This window comes from Chitinophaga sp. sic0106, assembly GCF_019219075.1.
Taxonomy (GTDB): domain Bacteria; phylum Bacteroidota; class Bacteroidia; order Chitinophagales; family Chitinophagaceae; genus Chitinophaga.
Genome location: NZ_JAHUWJ010000003.1, coordinates 187,065 through 201,403, shown reverse-complemented (window position 1 = coordinate 201,403; position 14,339 = coordinate 187,065). Strand labels below are relative to the sequence as shown.

General features: G+C 50.2%; 14 protein-coding genes. 10 read left to right on the top strand and 4 right to left on the bottom strand.

Translation table 11 applies throughout. From position 1 onward, the window contains the following. Positions 1-32 precede the first annotated feature (32 nt). A complete protein-coding gene (locus tag KW844_RS05860) occupies positions 33-542 on the top strand; it encodes a YtfJ family protein (RefSeq protein ID WP_218375779.1) in 510 nt (169 codons plus the stop codon). Between the two features lie 81 nt (positions 543-623). Next, complete coding sequence (locus KW844_RS05855) at positions 624-1,202, top strand: RNA polymerase sigma factor (protein ID WP_218375778.1); 579 nt, start codon at positions 624-626, stop codon at positions 1,200-1,202. Here the strand turns inward: KW844_RS05855 and KW844_RS05850 are convergent. The 4 genes from KW844_RS05850 to KW844_RS05835 all read right to left on the bottom strand — a co-directional run bounded on the left by KW844_RS05850 (position 1,179) and on the right by KW844_RS05835 (position 4,652). Beyond that, a complete protein-coding gene (locus tag KW844_RS05850) occupies positions 1,179-2,321 on the bottom strand; it encodes an NAD(P)/FAD-dependent oxidoreductase (RefSeq protein ID WP_218375777.1) in 1,143 nt (380 codons plus the stop codon). The genes KW844_RS05855 and KW844_RS05850 overlap by 24 nt on opposite strands. A gap of 105 nt (positions 2,322-2,426) precedes the next feature. Beyond that, entirely contained in the window at positions 2,427-3,029 is a 603-nt protein-coding gene (locus tag KW844_RS05845; RefSeq protein WP_218375776.1) for a TetR/AcrR family transcriptional regulator, read from the bottom strand. 172 nt (positions 3,030-3,201) lie between these two features. After that, entirely contained in the window at positions 3,202-3,873 is a 672-nt protein-coding gene (locus tag KW844_RS05840; RefSeq protein WP_218375775.1) for a hypothetical protein, read from the bottom strand. Between the two features lie 38 nt (positions 3,874-3,911). Next, the gene (locus tag KW844_RS05835) at positions 3,912-4,652 is read right to left on the bottom strand and encodes a hypothetical protein (protein WP_218375774.1); all 741 of its coding nucleotides are present in this window, start codon (positions 4,650-4,652) and stop codon (positions 3,912-3,914) included. A 275-nt stretch (positions 4,653-4,927) separates the two neighbouring features. On the opposite strand from KW844_RS05835, the gene KW844_RS05830 reads away from it, so the two are divergent. The 8 genes from KW844_RS05830 (at position 4,928) to KW844_RS05795 (ending at position 14,339) form a co-directional block, all read left to right on the top strand. Continuing rightward, on the top strand, positions 4,928-6,109 hold the full coding sequence (locus KW844_RS05830; RefSeq protein WP_218375773.1) for an acyltransferase: 1,182 nt from the start codon (positions 4,928-4,930) through the stop codon (positions 6,107-6,109). 59 nt (positions 6,110-6,168) lie between these two features. Next, positions 6,169-7,707, top strand: a complete 1,539-nt coding sequence (locus KW844_RS05825; protein WP_218375772.1) for a M20/M25/M40 family metallo-hydrolase — start codon at positions 6,169-6,171, stop codon at positions 7,705-7,707. Positions 7,708-7,934: 227 nt separating this feature from the next. Then, positions 7,935-8,894 (top strand): MoxR family ATPase, encoded by a 960-nt coding sequence (locus KW844_RS05820; protein ID WP_218375771.1) that lies wholly within the window; start codon positions 7,935-7,937, stop codon positions 8,892-8,894. Then, entirely contained in the window at positions 8,887-9,828 is a 942-nt protein-coding gene (locus tag KW844_RS05815) for a DUF58 domain-containing protein (protein ID WP_218375770.1), read from the top strand. Before KW844_RS05820 ends, KW844_RS05815 begins: the two co-directional genes overlap by 8 nt. A 1-nt stretch (position 9,829) precedes the next feature. Next, positions 9,830-10,312, top strand: a complete 483-nt coding sequence (locus tag KW844_RS05810; RefSeq protein ID WP_218375769.1) for a DUF4381 domain-containing protein — start codon at positions 9,830-9,832, stop codon at positions 10,310-10,312. Then, a complete protein-coding gene (locus KW844_RS05805) occupies positions 10,302-11,294 on the top strand; it encodes a VWA domain-containing protein (RefSeq protein WP_218375768.1) in 993 nt (330 codons plus the stop codon). Before KW844_RS05810 ends, KW844_RS05805 begins: the two co-directional genes overlap by 11 nt. Next, positions 11,287-13,017, top strand: a complete 1,731-nt coding sequence (locus tag KW844_RS05800; protein WP_218375767.1) for a VWA domain-containing protein — start codon at positions 11,287-11,289, stop codon at positions 13,015-13,017. Before KW844_RS05805 ends, KW844_RS05800 begins: the two co-directional genes overlap by 8 nt. Continuing rightward, complete coding sequence (locus KW844_RS05795; RefSeq protein WP_218375766.1) at positions 13,011-14,339, top strand: BatD family protein; 1,329 nt, start codon at positions 13,011-13,013, stop codon at positions 14,337-14,339. Before KW844_RS05800 ends, KW844_RS05795 begins: the two co-directional genes overlap by 7 nt.

The following is a 14,339-nucleotide window of genomic DNA, read 5'->3' as shown; positions in this document are numbered from 1 at the left end:
TAAAAAATCTTTCACCTCAATACGGGGCGCATATGAAAAACATTTTCCTGTTACTGCTGATCCTGTCCGGCGTTCCTGCCGCCGCCCAGCTACGGGTAGGCGACCGGGTTAGCCAGGTCACCATTCGCGATGCCAGCAATAATCCTATGCAGCTGCCCTACTGGGGACAAAAAGCCTATCTCATCTTTTACCCCGACCCCGATCATGCCTCGCAGAATAAAACCATCACAGATTACCTGAAGCAACATCCCGTATCCAGCACCAATATCTTTTCCTTTGGCGTGGTAAACCTCAACGATGCCCCACTGCTCCCTAACAGCATCGTCCGGATGATGGTGAGGAGAGAAGTAAAGCAGACAGGGGCAGATATCTACACCGATGTAGATAATACCCTCAGCCGTAGCTGGCGAATGGGGGATGTGAATAATAAATTCGTGATCATATTCGTTGATAAAAACCACATCGTCCGGTTTTTTAAGGCCGGGGAGCTGTCGACGGAAGAGCAAAAAGAATTATTACGGGTAATCAAAGCATTTAGCTGAACAATCAGCGGGTGAGATCTGTTATATAAGGCTCTATTGATGGTAAGGATCATTTTCAGGCCTTCAAAAATAACTGTAGGTATGCAAGAAAGCGAATACTGGGAATCTTTCAAATCCGGTGAAGTAAACGGTTTGGAAGCCCTTTACGGGCAATACTACCAGTCTCTGGCAAATTACGGGTGTAAATTCACTCACGACGATGTATGCATAGAAGAAAGTATCCAGGACCTTTTCCGGAGGCTCTGGCAAAACAGGGAGTGGGTACACCACGCCACTGCTGTGAAGCAGTACCTCTATCATTCTTTCCGCCGTATTCTGCTGGGCAAACTGGATTATGGGGCTGATGCCTATAACGAAGCACCTGACGAGCAGGTGCCTTTTGAGTTACAATTGAAAGATGAGCATCCGCTGTTTTCCGGCGAACGCATGTCGGCCCTGCTGCACCGTGCGCAGCACCTCCTGGGCTCTATGGCTCACCGCCAGCGTGAAATCCTGTTTCTCCGCTATTATGAAGGCCTTAGTCACGACGAAGTAGCAGAAGTAATGAACATGCACATCACAGGTGTTTCCAGACTGATGTACCGCACATTAGATCACTTGCGGAACAAAGCCTGTAATTTCTCCCTGCTCACGCTGCTATATCTGTTGCGGCAGTCCTGAAAACATGGCTACCATTCTTTCCAGCGCGCCTTCGGTGTGCATGGATTCCGTTTGCTCCAGCGTCATCTGCGCTACTTCCCCTGCGCGCTGCCGCATATTTGTTTCGTAAGCTGCTATTGCTGCAGCCTCATTCGTGTATTTTCCGGAAGTCAGGCATTCGCTGAGTTCCAGCGCGTCCAGCATGGCCATATTCACCCCTTCGCCGGCAAATGGCGGCATCAGGTGGGCGGCATCGCCTATCAGCGTGAGGTTGCTGTGGGCTTCCCAATGTTGATCCGTAGGCATGCAATATTGCGGGCGTAATACCAGCGGCAGTGTTGCCTGTTGTGCCAGCGTATGCCATACCGGCGACCAGCTGCTGAAAGCATTGCTGAACCATTGTATCACCTGTTCGCGGTTGTTAAAATCGATGCCGCTTTCTTTTGTCCAGTTTTCAGGCAGGTACATACCGGTGTAAAATACCAGGCTGCCATCTCCCTTACTGCTTACAATCAGCGTGCTGGCGCCATCCAGCGCAAATAGCTTTCCGCCTTTCAGCAGGGCGGCAATTTCCGGGGTGGCCGTTTCAGGGTGGTACACACTGCCTTCCACCATGGTAACGCCGGAGTAGAAGGGCCGGATTTCGGTTACGTAGGGGCGTATACGTGAGTTGGCGCCATCGGCCCCGATCACCATATCCGCATAGGCGGTATGCCCATCCTGGAACTCCAGTTGCCAGCCGTTTTCCGCAGGTTCCATTTTTACAAATTGCTTATCCCAGCTCACAGTGCCGGGATGGAGGGAGTCCAGCAGGAGCTCGCGCAGCGGTCCGCGGTCAATTTCCGGGCGGTCCTCTGACTTGCCCTGCCCATGATCATCCACGAGGATATTGGCAGCAGCGTCCGTGATCCGCATCAGGTCGGCCCCGGGGCGGTAATGCTGACGGAAGGCATCCATGAGTCCTGCCGCTGCCAGCGCTGCCAGGCCGGAGTCCTCGTGCAGGTCGAGCGTGGCGCCCTGCACCCGCACGCTGCGGTTCTTATCGCGTTCGTATACGGTTACCTGTTTTCCTTTTTGTTGCAGCAGGCGGGCCAGTGTGAGTCCTCCCGGGCCGCCGCCGATAATGGCTATCTGTGTCATGATTTTTAATGTTGAAGTTGTTGTTGAATAAAGGCTTTCCTGGTCCACCCATGGCAGCCTGTCTGTGGCAACGCATCTGAGCGAGGTTCGCCGATCCGTGCTAACTTATCTCGACCGTTGAAGTCCCTTAATCAGCGCATGGCAGCATTGTAGCAGCACATCCTCAGTGATCACCTGCTGCGGGCGCACGGTATGTTCAAAATATTCACTCACGAGGTCCATCAGCGGGGCAAACAGCATGGCGCGCAGCACTTCAAATGGCAGGGGTACCAGGTTGCCGGCTGCTAACTGCTGTTGCAAAAACTGGTGGATCGGTTTAAAGTAGGAGCCTTCGGTAATGTTGTGCTCCTGGAATGCTTTCACTAGCAGGGGAGAGGCCTGCCCGTGGCGGATCAATGCAAATGCCGGCTGGTGGGTGCTGAGATAACGGAACCCATTCAGCCAGATTTTGGTAATGCCCGCTTCCAGGGACATCGCCGCATCAAAGCCTTGCAGGACCGCCTGCTCATATCCTCCCAGCACTTCCTCTATGAAGAGCTTTATCAGTAAATCGTCCTTGTCCCTGTATTTAATGTAAATCGTTCTCGGGGAGATGCCTGCTGCCGCTGCCAGCTTTTGCATCGTCAGGTTCTCCAGGCCCTCGGTGGCAATGATGTCCAGGGCAATGGTTTTGATGGCTTGCTCTTTCTCCAGGTTCTTTGGTCGCATGGTCTGTAATTTGACAATGCAAATATAAGTAAATGTTTATTTACTTATTGTGAAAAAAAATCCTAAAAAATCATAAGATATTGATAATGAAATCAGTAGAGCCGCAATGCTTGCGGCTCCTGGCACCAAAACGGGCGCAGCCCGTTTCCAAAACGCAAAAAAAGAATAAAACCTAATTCAGCGCCGTCGCCATCTTCACATTGAGCGACTCATAATACCTTGTAAGATTACTGATATTTCTGATAAGGGAATCCTCGCCGTTTGACTGCCCTTTGGCGTAAGCAATCAACTGATGGCATATTTTAACGAGGGCGCCGGAGCGACTACCAGGATTTGGGGTAAGTGCCTGGGCACGCAGCATGCCGTATTTTTCATTATAAGAGGAGAAGAAGTAGCGGATACCGTCCAGCCCCGGATCAGCTGGCGCACCGGTGGTGCTCAGCGCCACCTCAAAAAGGTCTTTAATTTTTATAGCCAGCTCCTTGTCAATAGGGCGACTCACAGAAACCGGCTGGTCGGGCACAATACGCTTTTGCTGCAACGCATCATAATAGGCCACCTTGATATTGGATTTCAACTGGTAGCCTTTGGCGTCCCGCTCCACCGACAACGCGTATTCAGGACTAAAAGGCGGCATCACTACCACCCTTGCCATTGGCCGGTCCGCAAAGCGGTACAGCAGCTTCTGATAGAGATTGTTATAATAACTGTCCACCGCATTTCGCGTGGGTTCGAAAGGTTCCAGCTTGTCGGCCGTTTGCGCAACAGATTGGAGGGCAACCAGCAGGCATATTACCATGCCTGGAATAATACATCGCACTCCGCTGGTAGTGTGTTTTAGCATGACAATCTAGTAGCTTTAGGGTATATAACAGTATAATACTATATTATACTGGCATTCGTTTTATCAATGATTGGGTATCGCTTCACTTTATTGTACCTGCACACCAGTTCAATCAACTTATCAAAAAAAATAGTGCCAATTACCTCTCCCTGGTTATACAATCCGATCACCTGCCGGTAGCGCTGCGGCTGGTTCATGGATGTGCTGAAAGCCACCCCTTTATCCAGCTGCCGGTATTCCACCGGATCAATCACCTCGTGGCCCAGTACCATCTCAAACCTGCCACCCATCGGGTATTGCGGCATCAGATCCGGACCAGATGGAAGCGGACCTCCTATGGCCTCTACCTCCCCGCTGATGGTACTTCTGATCAACGGATGGGAATGAACGGAAAAATCAAGTTCATCGCCCCTGCTTACAAGTGTTGTCTTTGCCTGTTGGATGACGTTCGGGAAAATGGCGTCTATAATACCACGCTCAATGTCGGACATTTTGGATCGCTTACCCACCACAAAAAAATGTTCCAGACCAAGGGAATCAGATAAGTGGTAAGCCGTTGTGATGTGGTCCAGTAGTGCTATGCCGGGGTTGAGGAGGTAATAGCCTTTTCGTATCGTTTCCTGAATATCATCTTCTTTTGTAAAGACAATATAGTAATCGCTTTTGCCATTCTTTTCAGTGAAGCGTTTGCCTTTCAGATTGTAATATAAGGTAACGCCGGTGCTATCGGAAAAATCCAGACTATCTGTTAAAGATAATAAGCTTTCCTTATTATACAAATAATGGTCGCTATTTGTTTGCAAGTTAGAGGCTGCTAGGGTATTATCCTTATGTAAATCATGCATTAACGCAACAAAAAAGATAACACCTATGACGGAAAGTAAATAAATTTTATTCATTATTGAGGGACGGCGGGGGTTATGAAATTACAGGTTACTTTGGAATAATGGACACTTCAAATTAATAAAAAAAATCCGTTTCTGCGCATGGAAAATCCTGAGGCACCACCGCAGTACTTCTCCTGATATTAGCGACACCTCCAATGATATCGCCTATGACGCCCGTGAGTTTGTTGCCGATGTTACTGATCCTGCTCCTGATCCTGCTATGGATCTCAGTGGTGAGCCGCTGGCTGCGGGTATCCCCGCAGGAAGGCCGCTACAAATCCATCGATGGCCTGCGCGGCTACCTGGCCGTATACGTATTCCTGTACCATGCTATCATCTGGTACTTTTTCCTGCGGTCCAACAAATGGACCTCCCCGCCGCCATCCATCATCCATGCCAATCTGGGCGCCATCTGCATCTCCCTGTTTTTCATGATTACCGCCTTCCTCTTTTTTTCAAAACTCTTACATGCAAAAGAGCGTAAGGTGGATTGGGTGAGATTGTATATTTCCCGTATACTGCGTATCTACCCGGTGTATACGGCCGTGGTGATTGCACTGCTGGTAGTGGTGGGCATCCTCACGCACTGGCGCCTCCGCGAACCGCTGCCGCAACTGCTGGGGCACGTAATACAATGGATGATCTCCATGGCGGCAGATGTTAACCATATTGCAGGTACTAAACTGATCATCGCAGGCGTAGTATGGAGCCTGGCATTTGAGTGGCTGTATTATGCCTCCCTGCCTTTCCTGGGGCTGTTGCTGGGTGTACGCTCCCCATTTTACATCTATCTGTTGGCCGCAATGTTCCTGGCCCTGTTCATCGGCATTATTTATTACTGGTACCCCGCGAACGCCTGGAACAAAACACTGGCCTTTACCGGAGGCATGATACCTGCATTTTTTGCAGCCCATCCGAAAGTACGCCAATTAGCCGCTCACTGGATCACCTCCCTGCTCATGATCGCAGTACTGATCATTGCTACCTTGTTTTCTCCCTATATTTATTCCTTTTTTACCTACCTGTGTACCACCTTCATTTTTGTAGCCATTGCCTGTGGAAATACCCTGTTTGGTGTCCTAACCTGGAGGCCATCCTGCCTGCTGGGGCAAATAGCGTTTTCGCTCTATATCATCCATGGGCTTATCCTCTTCATTACTTTTATGTTTATAGTGAGTATGCCTGTTGCGCGACTCCAATCACCGTTATGGCACTGGCTCACTACTGCCGGTTGCAGCCTGGTGCTGGTCACCATATGCACGCTGTCGTACAAATACCTGGAAAGGCCTTTCCTGAAAGCCACGCCACAGGTAACTGCCAGGGCTAAACGCTGGTTCCGTTTGCGTTAGCAGGTTCAAACAATTATACCACACGGCTGTTAATGCAGGTAGGTTCAAACTCTTTATGTATGAAGAAGTTACTGGCAATCATCGGCGTGTTAATCGTTTTATTGGTAGCCGTTCTGGTGGTAAAAACATGGATCTACCCCTTTACGAAAGTGAATACCGGCGCCGCCGCCTATGAAAATTTCCCGATCAGCGACACCACCCTGCAACGTTTTGCCGGCGGTATACGTATCCCCACCGTGTCGGATGTGGACTATACGCAGTTTAACTTCGGCCCCATTCAGGAATTTGCCGCCTACCTCCGCACTGCCTATCCTAACGTATACGCCGCTACGGAAAGCTATACGGTCAACAATCACGGGCTGGTGATCCACTGGAAAGGCCGTAATAGCGCCCTGCAGCCGGTATTATTCCTCTCGCACTATGATGTGGTGCCGCCGGGAGAATACGAAGGAACGGACAGCGGTCAAATTATCTTCTCCCCGAAAGACAAACCCCAGCCACCGGTAACGGCTATACAGGATAAGTGGACACATTACCCCTTCAGCGGTGCAGTAGCAGATGGCCGTATCTATGGCCGTGGCACACTGGATATGAAAAATATGTTGTTCGCCCTGATGGAATCAGTGAACAACCTCATGGCGCAACAATATACCCCTGAACGGGACGTATACCTGGCCTTTGGCTTCGATGAAGAAGTAGGCGGGGTAGAAGGTGCCCTAAAAATCGCAGAAGATTTTAAAGCCAAAGGCATCCGCTTCGATGCAGTATATGATGAAGGAGGTATCGTATCTTCCAAAGGCAGCATAAGTGGGCTCAATGCCACCGTTGCCCTCATCGGCTGCGCGGAAAAAGGCTTCTGGTCCGCCAAAGTAAAAGTCAAAGGCCTCGGTGGCCACTCCTCCATGCCGCCCATGCAGAGCGCCATAGGCAAAGCTGCCGTGATCATGCAACGCCTCGAAAAAGAACAGATGAAGCCAATGATTATTCCCGTGATCGACCGCTTTTTCACCAACGTGGGCGGAGCCATGGATTTTAAAAGTCGCCTCGCCATTGCCAACCAATGGCTGCTAAAAACAACGCTGATGAAAACCCTGGCAGCCAGCCATACCACCAATGCGCTCATCCGCACCACCACCGCCCTCACCATGATGAAAGGCAGCGATGCCTCCAATGTGCTGGCACCGGTGGTCGACTTCGTGGTGAACTTCCGTATCCTCCCAGGCAATACCGTCGCAGAAGTGAAGGAGCACCTGCAATACGCCTGCCGCGGCTTCGATGTGGAAATCGAAGACCTGCGCCCTCCACGCGAAGCCTCCCGTATCTCCGATATCAACTCCCAGGGCTACCGGGTGATGGAAAAAACAATTAAACAATATTTCCCCGACGCTATAGTAACACCCTATCTCACCATAGGTGGCACGGATGGGTATAAATATGAAATCGTGTCCGATCACGTATATCGCTTTAACCCGGTGCTGATCAATAACAATGAGCAGCAAACGATTCATAACAATAACGAGTACATCAGTATTGATAACTACAGCCGCATGATTCACTATTTCGAAACACTCATTAAAAATTATGATGGTAAACAATAACGACATTATTGTGTTAATCAACAAAACAAACTTCTACTCCTGAGCATATTCTTTAGCAGCTTCACTTTTTTGATTCTATGGATCTTCTCTTGAAGAGATGCTGGCAAGTTGTCGCCGCTTCCATAGTTCCGGTTTATATGATGTAATGAGATCCATCATTAATAAATTTTCACCTAATACATATTTGAGGAAGCCTACCTTCTTCGATATTTCCTAATTCCGTTACGATGAGTACACTCGACGATATCAAAACACTGCGGCAGCGCATCACCGAAGATGTAATCGGCCAGGATGACGTAATAGAAAAGATCCTGGTGGCGTTGCTAACCGATGGTAACGTATTGCTGGAAGGCCTGCCGGGACTGGCAAAAACAAGGTCCGTGAAAAGCCTGGCCAAACACCTCGATAGTAAATTAAGCCGTATCCAGTTTACCCCCGACTTACTACCCTCCGATGTTACCGGTACAGAAATTTACCAGACGGAGGCCACCGAAAAATTTTTCTTTCAACCAGGTCCCATTTTCTCCAACCTCGTACTGGCAGACGAAATCAATCGCGCCCCGGCCAAGGTACAATCAGCCCTGCTGGAAGCCATGGAGGAACGACAAGTATCAGTTGCCGGCAAAACACATAAAATGGAACCCCTGTTTATGGTGCTGGCCACCCAGAACCCCATTGAACAGGAAGGTACCTATCCCTTGCCGGAAGCACAGCTGGACCGCTTCCTCCTGAAACTGGAAATCAACTATCCTACGGTAGACAATGAAATGAAGATTGTACAACTGGTACGGGAAGAATCCAAAGGAGCAGCGAACAATGAACCTGCTTTATCACAGCAGGTAATTTTTGATGCACGTAAAGCGATCGGGGATATTAAAGTAAGTGATGCTGCAGCACGCTATATCGCTGAAATTACCAATGCTACCCGCTTTCCGGAAAAGTATAGTGAGGAGTTGGCCAAGTGGGTGGACTATGGGGCCAGTCCGCGTGGTAGCATCAGCCTGGACAAATGCGCCCGCGCAGTGGCCTGGCTGGATGGCCGCGACTACGTTACGCCCGATCATGTGAGGCATATGGTACACGATGTCCTGCGCCATCGCATCATCCTCAGTTACGAAGCCAACGTTGCCCGCATGGGCGCTGATAAAGTGATTGATAAACTGTTAAAAGTTGTGCCTGTTGCGTAATAACCATTCACATAGCTGGCCTAAAGGAGTGGTAGCCACCCTGGACGACCTGATGCGGTACGAATACTACGTGCAGGAAATTCCTATCCTGCCGCAGCACCCGGTGTACAGCATCCTGGCGGGCAGGCATGCGAGTCGCCTCAGAGGCCGTGGCCTCGACTTCGAAGAAGTACGTGTATACGTACCCGGTGACGATGTGCGCAACATCGACTGGCGCGTAACCGCCCGCACCGGTACCACACATACCAAAGTTTTTAATGAAGAAAAAGAGCGCCCTTCCTTCCTCGTAGTGGACCAGAGCAGTCAATTGTTTTTTGGATCGCAGGACCAGGTGAAGTCGGTAATAGCCGCTCAGGTTGCGGCACTCAGCGCTTTCTATACCATCCGGCGGGGCGACAGGGTAGGGGGCATCGTCTATAACGAAGATGGTTTTGAATTTATCCATCCCGCCAGAAGTAAAACACATGTGCAGTATTTACTGAAAAGTATTGCAGACAAAAATGCATTACTGCCCGTGCGTAAGCCTGCGGCAGTAAACATTTCACTGCTCAATGATATGCTGAATCGTACAGCCGCTTCCGTTACACATGATTATGTGATTGCGGTGATCAGTGACTTCACCGCCGCGGATGATACAACTGTGAAACTCTTGCGTGGACTGGCTTTGCATAACGATGTGATGCTTGTGCATATATCTGATCCGTTGGATGCGGCACTGCCGGATGGCAGGCTCATACTGGGAGATGGCAGGAAACAACTAAGATGGAAAAATAACCTGCACAACGCAGGACAAAAATATGAGGATGCCTATAAAAAGATGCAACTCAGGCTGGCGGAGGAATTCAGGAACTACCGTATTCCGGTGATATTCATGGATACCACACAGCCGGCCTCCTCGCAGGTGATTGGTTTTTTCAGTAAAAGAAACAAATAATATGGCGCAACCCGGCAACGATATAGGAGAACTGATAGTGCCCGACCCGGTACCATTTACCTTTGCGGCGCCCGGCTGGTATGTGGCCGGCGTACTATTGCTGTTGCTGCTGGTTGCCGGTGCATTTTTGTTAGGGAGAAGATACCGGCGCAACCGATATCGCCGTCACGCACTGGCCTGGCTGGAAGCTAAGCAACAATCGGAACTCACCCCTGCGCAATTACTTTTTGATACGGATATGCTGATGAAACAGATTGCCATGCACCGCTACGGCGCTGCTCAGGTAGCCTCACTACAGCAGCAATCCTGGATTGATTTCTTGAATAACAGCAGCAAGCCGGCACCAGGCTTTACCGCCACAGATGCCGGCTTGCTGGCTGTTTCATTATACAAGCCTGGAGCAGATACCATGGCGCCGGAAGCTATAGATCAATTTATTACCAAAGCGAAAAGCTGGATACGACATCACAAACATGCATTTTGAAATAGCATATAAATGGGTTTTTTTGCTGTTGCCACTGCCGCTGCTGATATATTTTATATTACCGGCATGGCGGCGGCGCAGCGCAGCGCTGATACTGCCGCATTTCAGCCTGGCCGCCGCAGCTATCGGCCATAAGCCCCGCAAGCGTGCATGGGTCACCGGTAGTAACGTATTAGGCTGGGTGGTGTTTTTCCTGACCTGGGCCTGCCTCCTCGCTGCCGCCTCATCTCCCCGGTACGTAAGTGAACCGGAAAAAGTGCCCAAAACGGTACGCAGCTTTTTGATAGCAGCTGATATTTCCGGGAGCATGGCGCAGCCCGACTGGATCGTACGCGGTAAGCATACTACCCGCTGGGATGCCGTGAAGCAACTGATGACCGAATTTGTAAAACGCCGCAAGAGTGATCAGATAGGTCTCGTGGTATTTGGTAGTAACGCCTACCTGCAGGCGCCGCTCACCGCGGACCTGAATATGATCACCTGGCTGCTGAACCAAACGGAAGTAGGTATGGCCGGCCAGATGACCAACATCGGCGACGCCATCGCCTTTAGTACCCGCATCCTGAAAGCTGATACCTTAAAGCAAAAAATCCTGCTGCTGCTGACAGACGGTGTGGATACCGGTGCGGACATATCCCCGCTGGATGCCGCTACCAGTGCGGGAAAAGACTCTATCACTATTTACACGCTCGGCATTGGGCAGGCCAGTGGCTCCGGCGGCTACGACCTCGACGAAAACACGCTGAAGTCGGTAGCAAAAAACACCGGCGGCCGGTATTTCAATGCCATGAATGAAAAAGAGCTGGAAGCCGTTTACCAGATGCTGGATCAATTGGCGCCGGTAGAGTACCTGGAACAAAATTACAAGCCGGTGGAACTCCTGTACTACTATCCGCTGGCGGCGGGTTTACTGCTGGTATTACTGTATTATTTCTTATTGTCTTTATATCTGCTGGCAGCAAAAAACTGGAACCATGCATGAATGGTGGCAACATATCGACCTGCATATCGACTGGCAGCAGTTTCATTTTCTGCGGCCCAGGCTGCTGCATTTATTTGAAGCACTGGGCATCATTGTAGTGCTGCTCGTAATTGGGGCAAGGGAACCCGAACGCTGGAAACGCTTTATTGGTCCGGTATTGCGGCCTTACCTGTTTTCTAAAGGAAGCAGGTGGAGCATCGTGTGGCCGTTGCTGTTACTGGTTTTGGGAGGCAGCGCCGCCATACTGGGTATTGCCGGCCCTGCCTGGAAGAAAACGGAGATTCCCGGTCAGAAGGTGCAGGCGGTAGTGCTGATTGTTTTAGATCTCACCAAATCCATGACAGCCACCGATATACCACCCACCCGGCTGGAGCGTGCTAAATTAAAAATCAGTGATTTCCTGGATGCGCACCCCGGCGCAAGGGCAGGACTGATGGCCTACGCCGGTACGCCACACCTGGTGTTGCCATTTACCAGTGATTACAGCATAGTGAAAATGCATGCCAGTAGTTTAAATACTTTTGAGATGCCGGTGCCGGGAGGTAATACCCAGCTGTTATTGCAGGAAATTGATACGGTGATGCGGCCTATACTGGCGCCTAGCACCATTCTGCTTTTTACCGATGAGATTACATCTGCTGACGCTATCGCCTATACGAACTTTTTGAACAGCAGTATACACCGCCTGGATGTAGTGTTGATGTCATCGCCGGAAGGGGCCGCAGTGCCGGGTGTGAGTAAAGTCACCTCCAAACAGGACCCTGCCGTATTGCAGCAGCTAAAAAATGCCAAACTCGCCGTCACACCACTCACGCTCGACACAACAGATGTGGGGGGAATTGCAGCGCAAATAAGGAAAAACCTCGTTTTTGAATCCGATAAGGAAAAAAGCAGTAAGGACTGGGATGACATGGGCTACCTGCTGATAATACCGGCGATGCTTATTACGCTGTTCTTTGCCCGCAAAGGCTGGGCGGTACACTGGTGCCTGCTGTTGCTGGTAATGAGCAGTTGCAGTGTGAAAAGTAAACAGGCATCGTGGTGGTATACGCCGGATTACCAGGCACAGGTACTGTATAACCAGCACGACTATACGGAGGCGGAAGCACGTTTTAAAGATTTGCCACATAAAGCCGCTGCCGCATATCAGGCGGGCGATTTTGAAACAGCGGCTGCATTGTTTGCACTCGATAGCAGCGCTGCCGGGGCTTATAACCGGGGGCTGGCACTCAGTAAACTGGGGCGTTTTGAAGAGGCTGCAGATGCGTTCAATACAGCAGAAGGATTAGATCCGAGCCTCTCCGATAAAGTGCAGAAAAGTATGAAATTGAATCAGCACGCGAAATATGCTGCTGACAGTAGTGCGGCCCAATTTCATAAAGACACAAAAAGTAAGAAGATAAAGGAAGATACAACAGGAGGTAAACTAAAGGAAAGAAAGCCGCAGTCTAAAGACGAGGAGCTATCCTCCGATACCAAAACGGATAAACTCCCTACCCATGGCGACCGCAATACTGACGAGGTAAAAACCAACATCCACCGCGGTCAGGAGAGCGATCAGATGGGGGAGCCGGGAGATACCACGAAACAAAAAAATGATGACCTGCAAAATATCATCCTTCGTAAGCCCCCGGCAGATCCCGGAGAATTCTTGCATAAGCGTTTTATCCTGCAACAAAAGAAATTTTACCCCAACGTAAAACCCGGAAAAGAAACATGGTAAGGATAGGCTGGATCATAGTATTCCTTTGTATACAAGTGCAGCTGGCAACTGCGCAGGTGCAATGCTTTGCGCAGGTGGAACTGGATAAAACGGAAGTATATGTGCAGCAGCCGGTAAAAGTAACCTTCACAGTTTTAACTGCAACGTGGTATACGCAGCCACTGGAGTTTGATAACCTCCAGGTGCCACAGGCCTTTATCGTACCGTTCACCAAATCTTCTCCGGGACGGTTTAACGTTAATGGAAAAGAGTATTCCGGGATACAGTTCTACTACCTCGTATTTCCTTATAAGTCGGGCAGTTTCCAGGTGCCGCCCATCAAAATAACTGCTGTAACGCCGCCGGAAGGTAGCGCCACCAGTCAAACGGTGGTGATTCATAGCCCGGCTAAATCCTTTGTGGTGAAGCCCGTGCCCCATACGTTGCCGCAGGGGGAAAGCTGGCTGGTGGCCGCTGACGTGCAGCTTACCCAGCGTTGGAATAAGGCGCCTGATCAGCTTAAAGTTGGGGATGTGATAGACCGGAGTGTAATCGTCGACGTTAGTGGTACGCTGCCCCAGTTTATTCCCGAGCTGCCTGATACGAAACTCAGCTGGGCCAGCACTTATCCTAAGCCAGCTACGCTGAAGGATACACGTAATGACGTGATGGCGAATGGCGAGCGTATACAAACTACGACTTATCTGCTCACCGGCGCGGGCGATTTCGAACTGCCGGCTATTAAAATATCGTGGTGGAACCCTTATGCCGCGCGGATGTATTCCCGCAGCTTACCGCCGGTAAAGCTGCACGTAGCAGAAAATCCTTCCCTGGGGATGATGACGACCCTGAAGGATAGTCTTGCCAAAACAGTGGCGGCTGCATCTCCCCAACATAAAAAAGGACCTAAAGAATTTTTTGGAATACCCTGGTATATACTGAGTATATACGTAGCTGTTGGCCTCTTACTGCTGTATATTTGGGTACGCTGGCTTACGGACCTGTACGGAATTCTGAAACCAGCCTGGCTGCGGTACCGCGATAGTGAACCCTGGTGGTACCTGCGCTTTAAATACGGGGATAATGTGTTTCCGGATATTTACCATTGGTGGGACAGGTTCGATTTTCCTGACAAGCGCGCTTCTATTGGCAGTACCCTGCAATCGCAGCAGGAGCAGGAATTATACCGGGAATTCAGCCAATACGCACGGGATATATACGGAGGGGGACAACCCGATAAAGCCCGCGAGAAAGCGCTGAAAGAGGGCTTTGCGGCGTTTCGTAGGCGCCGGTTGCAGCATTTGCGTCAAAAGCAGTATGATTTTTTACCCGAAGAAATATAG